This is a genomic window from Gordonia marina (genome assembly GCF_052036135.1).
In the GTDB taxonomy this organism is placed as follows: domain Bacteria; phylum Actinomycetota; class Actinomycetes; order Mycobacteriales; family Mycobacteriaceae; genus Gordonia.
Genome location: NZ_JBPSDN010000058.1, coordinates 1 through 15576, shown reverse-complemented (window position 1 = coordinate 15576; position 15576 = coordinate 1). Strand labels below are relative to the sequence as shown.

Annotated in this window: 13 protein-coding genes; 8 read left to right on the top strand and 5 right to left on the bottom strand. The window is 71.3% G+C overall.

Going from position 1 to position 15576, the window contains the following annotated elements:
* Positions 1-128 precede the first annotated feature (128 nt).
* On the bottom strand, positions 129-1376 hold the full coding sequence (locus tag ACSEEN_RS20720) for a saccharopine dehydrogenase family protein (RefSeq protein WP_247865098.1): 1248 nt from the start codon (positions 1374-1376) through the stop codon (positions 129-131).
* 99 nt (positions 1377-1475) lie between these two features.
* Between ACSEEN_RS20720 and ACSEEN_RS20715 the strand changes: the two genes are divergently transcribed.
* On the top strand, positions 1476-2618 hold the full coding sequence (locus ACSEEN_RS20715) for a lipase family protein (RefSeq protein ID WP_298444381.1): 1143 nt from the start codon (positions 1476-1478) through the stop codon (positions 2616-2618).
* Between the two features lie 84 nt (positions 2619-2702).
* On the opposite strand, the gene ACSEEN_RS20710 is transcribed toward ACSEEN_RS20715, so the two are convergent.
* Positions 2703-3323, bottom strand: a complete 621-nt coding sequence (locus ACSEEN_RS20710) for a class I SAM-dependent methyltransferase (RefSeq protein ID WP_298444379.1) — start codon at positions 3321-3323, stop codon at positions 2703-2705.
* Between the two features lie 86 nt (positions 3324-3409).
* Here ACSEEN_RS20710 and menD point away from each other — a divergent pair, with 86 nt between their 5' ends.
* Genes menD through ACSEEN_RS20695 form a run of 3 tightly spaced genes read left to right on the top strand, consistent with a single transcriptional unit; the run spans position 3410 to position 6284 of the window.
* Positions 3410-5095: a 2-succinyl-5-enolpyruvyl-6-hydroxy-3-cyclohexene-1-carboxylic-acid synthase gene (menD, locus tag ACSEEN_RS20705; RefSeq protein ID WP_298444377.1), complete on the top strand. Its 1686-nt coding sequence runs from the start codon at positions 3410-3412 to the stop codon at positions 5093-5095.
* Complete coding sequence (locus tag ACSEEN_RS20700; protein WP_247865094.1) at positions 5092-5580, top strand: DUF3592 domain-containing protein; 489 nt, start codon at positions 5092-5094, stop codon at positions 5578-5580. The genes menD and ACSEEN_RS20700 overlap by 4 nt, the downstream gene beginning before the upstream one ends.
* Positions 5577-6284: a demethylmenaquinone methyltransferase gene (locus tag ACSEEN_RS20695; RefSeq protein ID WP_298444375.1), complete on the top strand. Its 708-nt coding sequence runs from the start codon at positions 5577-5579 to the stop codon at positions 6282-6284. Before ACSEEN_RS20700 ends, ACSEEN_RS20695 begins: the two co-directional genes overlap by 4 nt.
* Positions 6285-6568: 284 nt before the next feature.
* On the opposite strand, the gene ACSEEN_RS20690 is transcribed toward ACSEEN_RS20695, so the two are convergent.
* Positions 6569-7609 (bottom strand): Lrp/AsnC family transcriptional regulator, encoded by a 1041-nt coding sequence (locus tag ACSEEN_RS20690; RefSeq protein WP_298444373.1) that lies wholly within the window; start codon positions 7607-7609, stop codon positions 6569-6571.
* A 98-nt stretch (positions 7610-7707) separates the two neighbouring features.
* Between ACSEEN_RS20690 and ACSEEN_RS20685 the strand changes: the two genes are divergently transcribed.
* Positions 7708-9294 (top strand): MFS transporter, encoded by a 1587-nt coding sequence (locus ACSEEN_RS20685; protein WP_440714179.1) that lies wholly within the window; start codon positions 7708-7710, stop codon positions 9292-9294.
* On the opposite strand, the gene ACSEEN_RS20680 is transcribed toward ACSEEN_RS20685, so the two are convergent.
* A complete protein-coding gene (locus ACSEEN_RS20680) occupies positions 9275-10750 on the bottom strand; it encodes a hypothetical protein (protein WP_440714178.1) in 1476 nt (491 codons plus the stop codon). The two genes, ACSEEN_RS20685 and ACSEEN_RS20680, sit on opposite strands and share 20 nt — an antisense overlap.
* Positions 10751-10856: 106 nt before the next feature.
* On the bottom strand, positions 10857-12131 hold the full coding sequence (locus ACSEEN_RS20675) for a geranylgeranyl reductase family protein (protein WP_371307171.1): 1275 nt from the start codon (positions 12129-12131) through the stop codon (positions 10857-10859).
* Between the two features lie 122 nt (positions 12132-12253).
* Between ACSEEN_RS20675 and ACSEEN_RS20670 the strand changes: the two genes are divergently transcribed.
* From ACSEEN_RS20670 to ACSEEN_RS20660, 3 genes are all read left to right on the top strand, one after another.
* Positions 12254-13270, top strand: coding sequence for a polyprenyl synthetase family protein (locus ACSEEN_RS20670; protein WP_440714177.1), 1017 nt, complete (start codon positions 12254-12256; stop codon positions 13268-13270).
* A gap of 103 nt (positions 13271-13373) precedes the next feature.
* Positions 13374-14249, top strand: a complete 876-nt coding sequence (gene htpX, locus ACSEEN_RS20665) for a zinc metalloprotease HtpX (RefSeq protein ID WP_247865088.1) — start codon at positions 13374-13376, stop codon at positions 14247-14249.
* A gap of 103 nt (positions 14250-14352) precedes the next feature.
* A complete protein-coding gene (locus ACSEEN_RS20660; protein WP_247865087.1) occupies positions 14353-14496 on the top strand; it encodes a hypothetical protein in 144 nt (47 codons plus the stop codon).
* The last annotated feature ends 1080 nt before the right edge of the window (positions 14497-15576 follow it).

Genomic DNA, 15576 nt, shown 5'->3' with positions numbered 1-15576 from the left:
CCGGCGTCAAGGGTGCGTTAGCGTGGACCATGAAGACCTCCGTGGCTTGATGTCAGTGTGGTAACCCACATCCTGCCCGGAGGTCTTCACTTCACCTCAGATGTTCACAACGTGTCGGGGAAGTACACCTAGGTCAGCTCGTGGACCTCGAGGACGAAGCCCGCCTCCCGCAGACGCTCGATCAGGACGTCGCCCATCGCAACGGCCGGGGTCAGCGCGCCGGCGCGGTCCGGCAGCTTGTCCCGGTCCAGGGCCAGTGCCAGGGCGGACTCGCCGAGCATCACCGCAGTGGCCTTGTAACCGGGATCGCCTTCGGCGCGCATCTGCGAGCGGAACCGTCGTCCGTCGCTGGTCCGGGTGAACGTCTGGGTGGTGAAGTGCCCGGCCTCCCGGGCCCGCTCGCTCGGGCCCTCGCCGGGCTTGGGCAGGACGCGGTCGAGCACCGCCCGGGTGGGGCGGAAGCTGAGCGCGGCCAGCCCGATCCCGGTGCCCACCGCGACGGCGCCGGCCGTCAGCGTGGAGAGCACCGGGAGGCGGCCGACGTTCATGGTCTCCTGGTAGCGGAAACCGGGGCCGTAGGCGTCGTCCAGCAGCGCGTTGGACCGGCGGACCACTCGGGTGTTGTACGACGACATGAAGAACGGGGCCAGCGTGCCGCTCAGCGACGGGTCCACCTTCTTGGCGTCGACCGGCGAGAGGTCGCTGGGTTCGGAGCCCGGTCCCGCGTGCTCGAGCCGGCCCGGCCCGGCCGACAGGGCGCGGGGATTCATCAGCAGGCGTCGCTGTTCGGGGTCCCGGGCCTGCTCGGCGATCACCCGCATCGAGTCGACGGTGCCGCCGGACACCGCGCCGCGGAACGATTCGAGCACCATCGTGGTCTCGCCGAGCGTTCCCGCGCCGGCCTCCTTGACCGCCTCGTAGAGCATGTAGGCGCCGAGATCCGAGGGCACCGAGTCGAACCCGCAGGAGTTCACGATCCGGGCGCCGGTGCCCTGCGCGAGCTCGTCGGCCTTGTCGATGGTGAACCGGGTGAACGGCACCTCGCCGGTGAGATCGACGTAGTCGGTGCCCGCCGACGCGGCCGCGATCACCAGGTTCTCGCCGTAGCGCAGGTACGGGCCGACGGTGGTGCAGACCACCTGGGTGCGCGCGCACATCGCGTCGAGCGAGGCGGGCGAATCCGAGTCGGCGACGACGAGCGGCCACCCCGCGGCCCGCTCCGGGAGACGACGGCGCACCGCCGCCAGCTTGGTCTCGTTGCGGCCGGCCAGCGCGATCCGGGCGCCTCCCGGAGCCTGCTCGGCCAGATAGCGGGCGGTCAGCTCGCCGACGAAACCGGTGGCTCCATAGACGATGACGTCGAATTCACGGCTCATACCCCCGACCCTATGGCATGGCGCTACCGATCGGTACAGATGTGGATCGGCGCGATCACGCCGGTGTCGGTTCGCGTCGAAGCGGCCTACTCTTCAGATATGCGATCCCGCTTGTTCGCCCTGTTCGGTTCGCTCCTCCTCGTCGCCGGCCTGCTCGCGGGCTGGCCGGCGCCGGGCGCCCGGGCGGCGACCGGCGACGGTGCGGTGCTCTCCACCGCCCCGGTGCCCGCGGTGATGCTGCCCACCGGGGCGGCCCGCGCGGTCAAGATCCGCTATCAGACCAGGAACCAGGCGGGCCGGCGGGCGGAGGCCGAGGGGATCGTCTACTACCCGCACGGAACCCCGCCGCCCGGCGGCTGGAAGGTGGTGTCGTGGGCGCACGGCACCAGCGGGATCGCCCCGAAGTGCGCGCCCAGCAACTACACCGGCGCGGAGCAGGACCGGTTGCAGCCGAGTATCGCCGCCGCCCTGGCACGCGGATACGTGGTCACCGCCTCCGACTTCATCGGTATGTCCGGGACCCCGGGCACCGAGTACCTCGCGGGGCGCTCGGTCGCCTACAACGTGATCGACATGGTGCGCGCGGCCCGTAACGACGACCCGACGATCGGCAAGCGGTGGGCCTCGCTCGGCCACTCGCAGGGCGGGCATGCGGCGCTCTGGGCGTCGTACCTGGCCGACGACTACGCCCCCGAACTCCGCGACGTGGGCACCGTGGCGCTGGCCCCGGCCAACCAGCTCGAAACGCTGATCCCGCTGCTCGGGCAGCCCGCCATCCCGAACATCGGTCCGCTCAATCGCACCGCGACCTTCGCGCTCTACCTGCTCGACGGCCTCAACCACGCCCGTCCGGGGCTGCACGCGCTGAATCGGCTGTCCCCGCGCGGCCGGTACTGGCTGGGGCGGGCCCGCACCGAATGCGTGTCCGAGATGACGCAGGCCCTCCAGAACGTCCCGCCGGGCACCCTGTTCGCCCGCCCTCTGGGTGACCCGCCGATCGGCGACGCCCTGCGGGACTATGCCGCCATCCCGGTCGAGGGCTGGCAGCGGGCGCGGCCGATCCTCATCAATCAGGGACTGACCGACACCGTCGTGCTGCCGCCGACCACGGCCCTGCTCACCGCGCAGTTGCAGCACGGCGGTGCGCGTGTGAGCACGCGGACCTACCCGGGCGACCACAACGCGGTGCTGGCCGAGTCGATGACCGACACCTTCCGGGCGATCGACGGCTACTTCCGCTGAGTGCGCCGTCGGCCGGGCCGGCGCCTCTCGATCCGGTGGGTTTCGGTGTCGTGACGACCCCGAAGTCCGCCGGCTGAGTCCCGGCTACCCGGGATCGACCGCGTACCCGCGGCTGAACGCGGCCCACGGCTTCGGTGCGGCCTTCGCGTAGAACTGCTCGAGCTCCTCGATGCGCCAGCCGGCCGCCCGCACCTGCGCGGCAGTGTCGCGGGTCAGCTCGCAGCCGCCGGCTACAAGACGCTCGATCGGATCGAGCATCCGCTGCACGCGCCGCACCCCGCTGTCCGGTGCCGTCCCGTGCTCCAGGAAGGCCAGCGTTCCGCCCGGCTTCACGACCCGCCGCAGTTCGGTCAGCGCCGCCGCGATGTCGGGCACGGTGCACAGCGTGAACGTCGACAAGGCGCTGTCGAAGGTGTCGTCCGGGAACGGGATCCGCTGCCCGTCCAGACCGCCCCGGCTGATCGGGATCGACGACGACGCCACTCGCAGTTGCGCGCGTTCCCATCCCACATCCGACGGTTCGATGCCGACGACCGAGGTGACGGCGTCCGGGTACTGCCCGACGTTGAAACCGGAGCCGAAACCGATCTCGACCACGTCGCCGTGCAGCGGAGCGCATGCGTGTCGCCGGAGCTTGTCCATCTGCGGCATGCCGCACGTCTTCTCGATCAGCCGCGGCAGGATCTTGTCGTCGTAGAACCCCATGCCTCACGGTATCGCCGCGTCCGGGCCGGGGGATGATCTCGACTCCGCTCGATCGTCGTGCCATCGCTGTCATTACGCTCGGAGCCATGAATCCGTCGACCCTGCAGGCCCGCGTGATCGTCGACGAACTGATCCGCGGCGGCGTGCGAGAGGCGGTGCTCTGCCCGGGTTCGCGGAACGCGCCGCTGGCGTTCGCCCTGCACGCCGCCGACGCGCAGGGGCGGCTGCGGCTGCACGTCCGGATCGATGAGCGTTCGGCCGGCTATCTGGCGCTCGGTCTGGCGGTCTCGTCCGGGGTGCCGGTGCCGATCGTGATGACGTCCGGCACCGCGGTCGCCAATATGAGCCCGGCGGTCTTCGAGGCCAACTACGCCCGCGTGCCGCTGGTCGTGATCAGTGCGAACCGGCCGTACGAGCTGCTCGGCTCGGGGGCCAATCAGACCATCGAGCAGTTCGGCATCTTCGGTACCCAGGTCCGCGCGGCGATCAGCCTCGGCCTCGCCGAGGAAGACCTCGACACCAATTCGCAGTGGCGCTCGGCCGTCGGCCGGGTGCTCGCGGCGGCCCGCGGCGCGCGCACCGGCAACGCCGGTCCGGTCCAGTTCGACATCCCGTTGCGCGAGCCGCTGGTGCCCGACGCCGGCGACGACCCGGCCGCCACGCTGGACGACGCCGACGGCGGCCGCTACGCCGGGCGCCCCGGCGGACTGCCGTGGACGCAGGCGCCGGTCGGCCGGCTCGACATCCCGATCGAGATCGACCTGTCGGTGCCGACGGTCGTGGTGGCCGGGCACGGCGCCGGCCACCACCCGGAACTCGCGGCGGTACCGACCGTCGCCGAACCGACGGTGCCCGCACCCGCCACACCCCTGCATCCGCTGGCACTGAACCGGGTCGCGCCGCGGCAGGCGATCATCTGCGGACGCCCGACGCTGCACCGCTCGGTGTCCCGGCTGCTGGCCGACCCGCAGGTCCGCGTCTACGCGCTCACCACCGGCCCGCGCTGGCCCGACGTGTCCGGGAACGTGTACGCGACCGGCACCCGCGCGGTGCCGACCGCGGGGCCCGACCCCGGCTGGCTCGATCACTGCGCGCGGATCGACGGCCGGGTTCGCGCGCTGGTCGCCGCGGAGCTCGCGGCCTGCCCGGAGACCACCGGGCTGCACGTGGCCGCCGCGGTGGCGGCGGCCGTCCGGCCGGGTGATCAGCTGATGGTCGGACCGTCGAACCCGATCCGCGATCTGGCCCTGGCCGGCGCCGTCGCCCTGGGCGTGCGCGTGCTGTCCAACCGCGGGGTCGCGGGTATCGACGGAATCAACTCGACCGCGATCGGGGCCGCGCTGGCCGCCGACCGCGCCCCCGGCGGGCCGGCCGGGCAGACGGTGGCGCTGCTCGGCGACCTCACCTTCATCCACGACGCCACCGGGCTGCTGATCGGTCCCGCCGAACCGCGGCCGTCGGCGCTGCGGATCGTCGTCGCCAACGACGACGGCGGCGGCATCTTCGGCGTGCTCGAACAGGGTGATCCGCGTTTCGCCGGCGACGACTACGCGGGCGCCTACGAACGGATCTTCGGCACCCCGCACCGCACCGATCTGGCCGCGCTCTGCGCGGGCTTCGGGCTGCCGCACACGCGGCTCACCCTCGACCGGCTGCCCGCCGCGCTCGCCGCGCCGGCGCCGCCCGGCGGGATCGAGGTCCTGGAGGTCGCCACACAGCGGGAGCCGCTGCGTCGGCTGCACCAGCGCATCGCCGCGGAGCCGGCCCCGTGAACCCGGTGGTCCAGCGGCGCGTGCAGTTCTTCCTGCTCGCGGGCGCGATTATCGCCACCCTGGTCGGCACCGTCATCGTGCTGGGCGCCTACCGGAACGACGCCAAGATCAACGCGAACAAGGCGACCGCCGTCGCCGAGGTGATCTCCACCGACCGGCTCCACGCCGCGGTCAACTTCGTCACCCCGGACGGGGTGTTGCGCAACCCAGATCTGGGTCTGCTCTATCCGACCCAACTGCAAGCGGGCCAGCGCATCTTGGTCGACTACGACGCCACCGACCCCGACCACCTCGCTCGGCCCGCGGGCCGCGACGCGCGGCTCGCGCTGCTTCCCGGGCTGTCGATCGTGGTGGCCGGCTGGGGTGTCGCGATCATCGCGATGGTCCTGGTCGCACAGGTCAGCAACCGGATCCGCCGTCGCCGGGAAGGCGAGCCAGAGCCCGGATCGGTCCGCGAGGGCGATGCCCTAAGCTCGGAACCATGACCTCGAGCGCCGATCACGGCTCCCGCGCCTCCCTGGAGAAGGACCCGTCCGAGGTCGCCGAGATGTTCGACGGCGTCGCCAAGCGCTACGACCTCACCAACACCGTGCTGTCGTTCGCGCAGGACCGGCGCTGGCGCAAGGCCACCCGCAAGGCGCTGGCGTTACGGCCCCGCGACGTCGTCCTCGACCTGGCCGCGGGCACCGCCGTCTCATCCGAGGAGCTGGCGTCGTCCGGTGCCGTCGTGATCGCCGCCGACTTCTCGCGCGGCATGCTCCGGGCCGGCGCCGAGCGCCCGGTGCCGAAGGTCGCCGCGGATGCGCTGCACCTGCCGTTCGCCGACGACAGCTTCGACGCCGCCACGATCAGCTTCGGCCTCCGCAACGTGAACGACGTGCCGCTCGCGCTGTCGGAGCTGCGCCGCGTGCTGAAGCCGGGCGGCCGCCTCGCGGTCTGCGAGTTCTCCACGCCGACCGCCCGCGCCTTCCGCACGGTGTACATGGAGTACCTGATGAAGGCGCTGCCCACGGTGGCGACCCGGGTGTCGTCGAACCCCGCGGCCTACGTCTATCTCGCCGAGTCGATCCGTGCCTGGCCCGACCAGGTCGGCCTCGCCGCACTGATCCGCGAGGCCGGGTTCGACGACGTCGCCTGGCAGAACCTCACCGGCGGTATCGCCGCGATCCACACCGGTATCGCGACGTAGTCGCTGGTCGAGCGTGTCGTTTCGACACGGTCTCGGCTAGCGCCTCGACCGGCTCAACGGGCTATCGGGGCTCGGATCGACTCGATGGGCGGCACACAGCTCGTTGAGCCGGACGGGCCCCTAGGGCCCGGCCGAGTCGAAACGACTTTCACGGCGAGGAGAGTTTCGACGGCGGCTGGCGCCTCGCCCGCTCAACGGGCGGCGGCACACAGCCCGTTGAGCCGGACGGGCCCGCAGGGCCCGGCCGAGTCGAAACGACCTTCCGCAACGGGCATGTTGCGGGCTCAGGGGAGGGGTGCGGGCGGGGCCAGGCGGTCGCCGACGGTCAGCGCGGACGCGTACTTCACCCGCCGCCAGTGCGGCACCAGCTCGTATCCGGTGATGCCGTCGATCGAGCCCAGCGTGCGGGTCAGGAAAGCGTAGATGCCGCCCTGGTTCGGCGTGATGATGGTGGCCACCAGGTTGGCCGTTCCGGTGATCGCCGCGCTGAACGGGACCGCCGGATGCGCGGCGAGGGCCTCGCCGACCGCGGTCAGCCGGTCCGGCCGCACGGTCATCCAGAAGGTGGCCGCGGTTCCGGTGCCGCTGAGCGCCGGGGCGATGTCGACGTCCAGGTAGACCGCGCCGGACCGCAGCAGCGCCTCGAACCGCCGGGTCACCCGGCCCACGCTCATCCCGGTGGAGCGGGCGAGCGAGGCGAACGACGTCCGGCCGTCGCGGGCCAGTTCGGCGACCAGCCGGCGGTCAGTGGCGGTCAGCGGCCGGGCCGGGCTGCCGTCGGGCACCGGCAGATCGTCGGCGTCGCGCAGCGCGCAGACCTGTGTCGGCGTCAGCGGCTCGTCGATCCAGCCCTTCCAGAAGTCGCCGGTCGAGCCGCCGGCGAAGACGTGCAGCACCTGGTACGCCGAGACGTCGAGCACGGGTGCGGCCTTCGGCAGCAGCCGGCCGAGGAGTTCGTCGGCGTGGGCGTCGTCGGTGGCCCGCAGACCGAAGCTGACCTCGGATCCGGCGTTCTGGATCACCACCCACGACACGTCCTGGCGGCGGCTGAGCGCCTCGGCGATCGACGCGGCACCCTCCGGCCGGCAGTGCACGCGGATCTGCCACGACGTCGAGTTCGCCGCCGTGGGTTCGTAGACCATCGTCACGCGTAGGAGACCCTCGCGGCGCAGTCGCCGGTACCGCCGGGCGACGGTCTGTTCGGCGAGACCCAATACGTCGCCGAGTTCGCTGAACGACGCCCGCGGCCGCACCTGCAGCGCCTGAGCGATCCGCCTGTCGATCGCGTCGGGAAAGGGGGAATCCTGTGTGAATTCAGAATCCATGGGATGAATCATACGGATCTGGTGCGCGGAGGTGCGTGAAATTCTCGCCAGGAGGAAGCTGTATCGCGGAATCTCGCACAGTGAAAGAGGGGTATCCCGTGGCGAAGAAATGGTGGACGCTGATCGCGGTCAGCACCGCGACCTTCATGCTGCTGCTCGACGTGACGATCGTGTCGGTGGCGCTTCCGGACATCCAGCGTGAGCTGGGGGCGTCGTTCAGTCAGCTGCAATGGGTGGCCGACATCTACGCGCTGGCGCTGGCCTCGCTGCTGCTGACCTCGGGCGCGCTGTCCGACCGGCTCGGCCGCCGCCGGGTGTTCCTGGCCGGTCTGACGCTGTTCACGGCCGCGTCGCTGCTGTGCGGCGTCGCGCAGGACCCGGTGATGCTGATCGTCAGCCGGGGCATTCAGGGCATCGGCGGCGCCATGCTGTTCGCGACCTCCCTCGCGCTGCTCGCCAGCACGTTCCACGGCCGCGAGCGCGGGATGGCGTTCGGCGTCTGGGGTGCCGTCACCGGTATCGCGACGGCGCTGGGGCCGATCCTCGGCGGTCTCATCACCACCGGAATCAGCTGGCGCGGGATCTTCGTGGTCAACGTGCCGATCGGGGTGATCGCCATCGTCCTGACCCTGATGAAGGTCGACGAATCGCGCGCCCCGCACGCCCGCCGGATCGACTGGCTCGGCATGATCACCTTCACCCTCGGGCTCGCGGCGCTGGTGTACGGCCTCACCGAGGCGGGCGAGAAGTCGTGGGGCGACGGGCTGGTGATCGGGGCCTTCGTCGTGGCGGCGGTGCTGCTGGTCGCGTTCGTCGCAGTCGAGCTGATGATCGACGAGCCCATGTTCGACCTCTCGCTGCTGCGCGTACCCACCTTCCTGGGCGGCAGCGTCGCCGCGTTCGCGATGAACGGTTCGCTGTTCGCGATGCTCATCTACCTGGTGATCTACCTGCAGGATTCGCTCGGTTACTCAGCGATGGAGACCGGTCTGCGGCTGCTGGTGATGTCGGGCACCACGATGGTGGTCGCGACCGCGGCCGGCCGGGCGTCGAGCCACGTCCCGGTGCGCTGGCTGATCGGCCCGGGGCTGCTGCTGGTCGGCGTCTCGCTGATCCTGATGGCCGGCCTGTCGGCGGACTCGTCGTGGACGCACCTGATCCCCGGGCTGATCGTCGCCGGTATCGGCAGCGGCCTGGTGAACCCGCCGCTCGCGTCGACCGCCGTCGGCGTGGTCCCGATCCACCAGTCGGGCATGGCGTCCGGCGCCAACAACACCTTCCGCCAGGTCGGCATCGCGGTGGGCATCGCCGTGTACGGGTCGATCTTCTCGTCGCGGATGAGCTCGTCCATGTCCGACGCCCTCGCGGGCTCGCCGCTCGCCGGTCGCGCGAACGAACTGAGCGGCGCGGTCCGCAGCGGCAGGATGGGCGACGTGATGGCGGCGCTGGCCCCCGCCGACCGTGGACTGCTCGCCCACGCGACGCACACCGCGATGGCGGATTCGATGAACCTGCTGCTGGTGGTGAGCGCGGTCGTGGCCCTGGTCGGCGGCGTCCTCGCGGCGGCGCTGATCCGCAGCCGGGACTTCGTCGAATCCGCCCGTCCGGCCCCGGCGGAAGCAGTGGCCTCGCCCGTCGGCCGGACCGGGGAGACCCCGCCGAGCGTCACGACGCCCATTGGGTGATGACGGCGGGTCCCCCCTCGAGGAGGTGATCGTCCAGCGGTGACGCCGGTCCTGCACCGGCGGTCCAGAGGGGCCGTCCGCTCGACAGGTCGACGGCCACCAGTTGCGGGCCGTTCGGTTGCGTCAGTCGTGTCACGCGGATCATGCCGCAGACGGCGATTTGTGTGCCCGGGGTTCCGCGATGGACCCACCGGATCTCGGCGGTTCGGTTGTCGACCCCGGCTTCGTATTCGACGGTCTGACCCAGCGTCGGGTACCCGCGCACCGACTGCATCACAGTGACCGTGCCGCGGGCGAACTGCACGTGTGCGGGCGGCGCCTGCGGGTATCCGGGTACCTGAGTCGGCGGATCGGGCAGACGGGTCCCGGTGGCATCGTCGAAGAACTCCTCGTCCCCCGTGGATTCTCGCGTGAGCCGATACGTGGCGTGGCCCGACGGGCCCGGCGGGTACACGTCGACGCCGACGTAGCGGCCCGGATGCTCCCGCACCCGTTCGCCGTCGGCGTCGAAGACCGCGGCGCCCTCCCGCTGGAGCACGACGACCCGCGCCTCCGGCATCGCCAGCGCGCGAGCGGATCCACCGACGTTCGGGACGGTGGTCACGATGAGGCCGGTGCGCGCCGAGAGCATGGCCCCGGTACCTTCGCCTCCGGACACCCGAAGCAGATCCGGGCCCAGAGCCTGGAGTCGAAGCGCCTGATCACGGTGTCCGGTCCACGCCGGCAATCGCACCTCGGCAGTCCACGGCGTGATTCCCCGACGGGTGATCGTCGCGTTCTCCCCGCGGAACGACGCGCTGATCAGATCGCCATTCGCGGCGACGGTCAGCGCATCCGTGTCCGGCAGCCGGGTGTTGCGCCGGTCCCCGGATCGAAGATCGAAGTAGTGCACGTCGATGCCGCCGCCGGACCGCCCGCCCGGTGCGATCCCGCCGTCGCAACGGGTGAGGCCGCCGTCGACGGCGGCGAGACTGCAGTAGGAGGCGTTCACCGAAGCGGGGTCGACCACGCAGAGGATGGAGCCACGGGATGGCCGCGCGTCGCACTCGGCGCCCATCGGCAGGTCAGTGCGCCATCGCACCGATCCGGACGCCGGGTCCACGGCGGCGAGGGTGCGTCGTCCGACGAGCCGGTCATCGGACGAGCCTCCCGCCTGCACGACGGCCAGTAATTGCCCGCACATGCGCATCCCGGTGCGAGTCATGTCGAACGACGAACCGGAACGGATTTCCGCCGGATCGAGCCTCCAGCGCGCCGTCAGCGGGCGGGAGAGGTCCGGCGGTGCCGGCTCCTCCGCACACGCGGCGAGATTCGGGTCACCGGCCTGGGACGGCGGCGCCGAGCGCGGCTCGCCGCCGCCGCAGGAGGTCAGAGCCACCGATACGGTCGCCAGAAGTGCCGCCAGCACCAGCACGCCCGGCGGCCACCGGTCCATTGTGAAGCAGTTCGTCGGCATCGCTCCACAGTGGCATGGGGCGCCCGGGGGAGACAATGCGCCGGGGCACCGGATGCGGGGCCAGCAGACGGCCTGGGTCTGGGATTTTCGCGGGTATCGCGCGATCTCAGCTGAACGGCGGGCGCGACTCGAAACGGCTGACGCCGAGCCCGGTGGCACGCCAGAGGTGCGCGACGAGATCGGCGTCCTCTTCGGTCAGCAGATTGCCCATCACGCGCACGACCACCCCCATCAGCGCCGACGACCGGATCCCGGGCCGGCCGAGGACGGGGACGGTGCGCGGCATGGTGAGCAGACCGGCGGCGCGTCGTGCGGCGGCGAACGCCGTCCCGTACTCGGCGCGCAGCAGCGCGGGCCACGCGGCGGTGTGATCCCGGCTCTCGGCCAGCAGCTCGACGGCCATGCGGCCCGTCTCCAGCGCGTAGTCGATGCCCTCGCCGTTGAGCGGGTTGACGCACGCGGCGGCGTCGCCGATCAGCATCCAGTTCGGTCCCGCCACCTGCGACACGGCGCCGCCCATCGGCAGCAGCGCCGACGCGATGTCGCGGGGCGGCGAGGTGAGCCGCCATTCGTCGCGCACCATCGCCGCGTAGTGCTCGAGTACCGGCCGCAGTTGCAGCGCGGCGGGCCGCTTGGCGGTCGCCAGCGCCCCGACACCGACGTTGACGGTGCCGTCGCCGAGCGGGAACACCCAGCCGTAGCCGGGCAGCAGCTCGCCGTCCGGGTCGCGCAGTTCCAGGTGCGAGCCCATCCATTCGGAGTCGGCGAGGCCGGAGCCGGCGTAGCTGCGGCCCGCCACCCCGTACGCGGTGTCCCGGTGCCACTGGCGTCCCAGCACCTTCCCCAGCGTCGACCGCACCCCGTCGGCGACGATCACCTGGCCGGCCCGGATCGACCCCGTCTCGCCGCCCCGCCGCACCGTCACCGACTCGATGCGGCCGGCGGAGTCGCGCACGACGTCGACCGCCTTGGTGCCTGCGGCCATCACCGCGCCCCGCTCCAGCGCGAAGCGCCGGATCGCGTCGTCCAGCTCGGTCCTGGCCACGGCGCTGCCGAACGGCCCGAACCGCGACGCCGGCCAGGGCACCTGCGTCGTCGCACCCCAGCCGTGCAGGGCGAGTCCCCGGATCCGTGGCCGGCCGTCCAGGTACGACGTCATGCCGAGCGCGCGCAGGGCGCTCACCGCCCGCGGCGTGAGACCGTCGCCGCAGGTCTTGTCGCGCGGGAACTCGGCGGCGTCGAGCAGCACCGTCGACGCCCCGGAGGCCGCGGCGTGCGCGGCCGCGGCGGCGCCCGCCGGGCCCGCTCCGACCACCAGGACGTCGGCCGCGCGCGGGAACGCGGCGTCGTCGGAGAGCCGGGGGCCTGTTGGTCTGGTCACCCGTCGATTATGTCCAGCCGCACTTGCCGCTACGCTTCTGGTGTCGCCGGAACACGGTGTTCGTGAGCGCCGGTGCAAGACGGTCCGCAGGTCGCGGGCCACGCAGAGACGGGATGCCACACGTGAAGTCGACATTCGCCGGACTGGACCTCGGAGACGAAGCCTTCGCCACCGATGTCGCCGACGCACTCGGACGCGTGGAGGACCTGCTGCTGGCCGAGCTGTCCTCCGGCGACGAGATCCTCACCGAGGCCGCCACCCACCTGGCGAAGGCCGGTGGCAAGCGTTTCCGCCCGATGTTCGCGATCCTGGCGTCGTACTTCGGCCCGGATCCCGCGGGGGAGGACGTGATCACCGCGGCGACCGTCGTGGAGATGATCCACCTGGCCACGCTCTACCACGACGACGTCATGGACGAGGCCCCGCTGCGCCGCGGTGCGCAGAGCGCGAACTCCCGGTGGACCAACTCGATCGCGATCCTGGCCGGCGACTTCCTGTTCGCCCGCGCCTCGCGCCTGGTGTCGACGCTCGGTCCGGACTCGGTGCGGATCATCGCCGAGACCTTCGCCGAACTGGTCACCGGCCAGATGCGGGAGACCGTCGGGGCCCGCGGCGGTGACGCCGTCGACCACTACCTGCGCGTGGTCTGGGAGAAGACCGGGTCGCTGATCGCCGCGGCCGGCCGATTCGGGTCCATGACCTCCGGTGCCGACACGGTCACCGTCGAGACCCTCGCGAAGATCGGCGACATCGTGGGCGTGGCCTTCCAGGTCTCCGACGACATCATCGACATCGCCTCGGTCACCGGCGACAGCGGCAAGACGCCCGGCACCGACCTGCGCGAGGGCGTGCACACCCTTCCGGTCCTCTACGCGTTGGCCGGCGACGGCCCCGACACGGCGCGGTTGCGCGAGCTGCTGCTCGATCCGGCCACCGGCGAGGCCCGCCCGCTCACCGACGACGCCGAGGTCGACGAGGCCCTGCACCTGCTGGTGGCCTCCGACGGGATGGCGCGCGCGCAGACCCGGCTGGCCCAGATGGCCGACGACGCGCATGCCGCACTGGCGACGCTGCCGGAGTGCCCGGCGCGCGCGGCGTTCGCCTCACTGGTCGACTACACCGTCGCCCGCGTCGGCTGACGCCTGGCGCGGCTCCCCTCGGCGTGGAACCTTTCGGGTGGTTCCGGTCGTTGATGCTGCAAGATGGTCGAGCGGAGTCGAGACCACGCCACGGAGAGGTGACATGCATTCGTTCAACGGGTTGAAGACCGCGGCCCTGATGGGACTGATGTCGGCGATCATCGTCGGCATCGGTGCGGCGTTCCAGAACACGACGATCCTGGTGATCTCGGTCCTTATCGCGATCGCCACCAACGCCTACGCGTACTTCAACAGCGCCAAGCTGTCGCTGAAGGCCATGCACGCGCAGCCGGTCACCGAGGTGCAGGCGCCGCAGCTCTACGCGATGGTGCGCGAACTCGCGACCCGCGCCCAGCAGCCGATGCCCGCGCTGTACATCAGCCCCACCGAGTCGCCGAACGCCTTCGCGACCGGCCGCAACCCGAAGAACGCGGCGGTCTGCTGCACCAGCGGCATCATGGAACTGCTCGACGAGCGCGAGCTGCGCGCGGTGATTGGCCACGAACTCAGCCACGTCTACAACCGCGACATCCTGATCAGCTCCGTCGCCGGTGCGATGGCCGCGGTGATCTCCGGCCTGGCCAACTTCGCGATGTTCGCCGGCATGTTCGGCGGCGGCAACCGCGACGGCGGCGTCAACCCGCTCGCGATGATCCTGATCGCGATCCTCGGCCCGCTGTCGGCGACCGTGATCCAGATGTCGGTGTCCCGGTCGCGGGAGTACCAGGCCGACGCCTCCGGTGCCGAGCTCAGCGGCGACCCGCTCGCTCTCGCGTCCGCGCTCAACAAGATCTCCGGCGGGATCGCGATGGCGCCCCTGCCGCCGACCCCCGAGCTCACCACGCAGTCGCACATGATGATCGAGAGCCCGTTCCGCGCCGGCGAGAAGATGAGCAAGCTCTTCTCCACCCACCCGCCGACGGCCGACCGCATAGCCCGCCTGCAGGAGATGGCCCGCAACGGCGGCCAGAAGTTCTGACGTCGCCGAGACTGTCCACAACCGGCCGGTAAGGGCTTGTCCGCGCCGACCGCCGCGCGTTGAGTGATGGTCATGGGGGAGGGGCGAACTTAAGATGGCCGCTATGACCAGCGAGATCCTCGGTCTGCCGCCGGGGCCGATCACCCGCGAGACGTTCGACGCGCTGCCCGACGACGGGCACCACGCGATCCTCACGGTGGCCGCGCCTTTCCCGGTCACCGTCCCCCTGTCCGCCCTCATCCTCTGATCCGTCCCGCATACGGGCCCGGCGCGATCTGTCGCGGATCGTGCCGCCGGTCAACAGATGTCGCGGATCCTGTCGGATCCGCCGGTGTGTCCGCTACAGGTTTCAGCCCCGACACGATCCGCGACAGATCGCTCACCGCCGGCTGAGGCCTCGACGAGCCCGCCGGTGCGAGGCGAGGTGTCGAAGCCGCCCCTCTCGTGTCCCGTGCTGCTCGGCGGTGGTCAGGTGGCGTGCAGTCACCGGATCCGGCTCTCACGGTCCTCTGGCGCGCAGCAGCGGGTCGATACAGAAGCAGCGCTCGCGAGCGCTGCTTCTGTATCCGGACGCTGCCACGTCGACCGCCGGCTGCGCTGTATCGCCGCCCTCGTCTCTAGAGGCTTGGTTTCGAGGCTCCTCGCCCTGTGGGCTCGTCGCACCTCAACCAGCGTGCGGAGCGGTCGCTTCGTCAGGTGTCCGCGACGCGACCGCTGGTCCGGTGGGTCGGCCGGGAGAGTCTTTCGTCGCAGCGCCCCGGTAGCCGCAGCCTCGAAGCCCGGTCACATCGCTGAGCGTCCACGAAGCGGACGCTGCCCCGCCCGTCGCCGGCTGTGCTGTATCGGCGCCTTCGTCTCTAGAGGCTTGGTTTCGAGGCTCCTCGCCCTGTGGGCTCGTCGCACCTCAACCAGCGTGCGGAGCGGTCGCTTCGTCAGGTGTCCGCGACGCGGCCGCCGGCCCTCAGGTGGGTCGGTCGGGAGAATTTTTCGTCGCAGCGCCCCGGTAGCCGCAGTCTCGAAGCCCGGTCACTTCGCTGAGCGTCCACGAAGCGGACGCTGCCCCGCCCGTCGCCGGCTGTGCTGTATCGGCGCCCTCGTCTCTAGAGGCTTGGTTTCGAGGCTCCTCGCCCCAGCGGGCTCGTCGCACCTCAACCAGCGTGCGGAGCGGGGTCACTTCGCCGGGCGTCCACGAAGCGGACTCTAGATGAGTGATTCCTGGCGATGTGACGGGTGTGTCGTGTGGGACTGAAGAGCGAGGTCGTCCAGGATCGATGTTGCATACACCGACATCGACATGGGAGCCGACATGGTCACCGACCTGGACGAC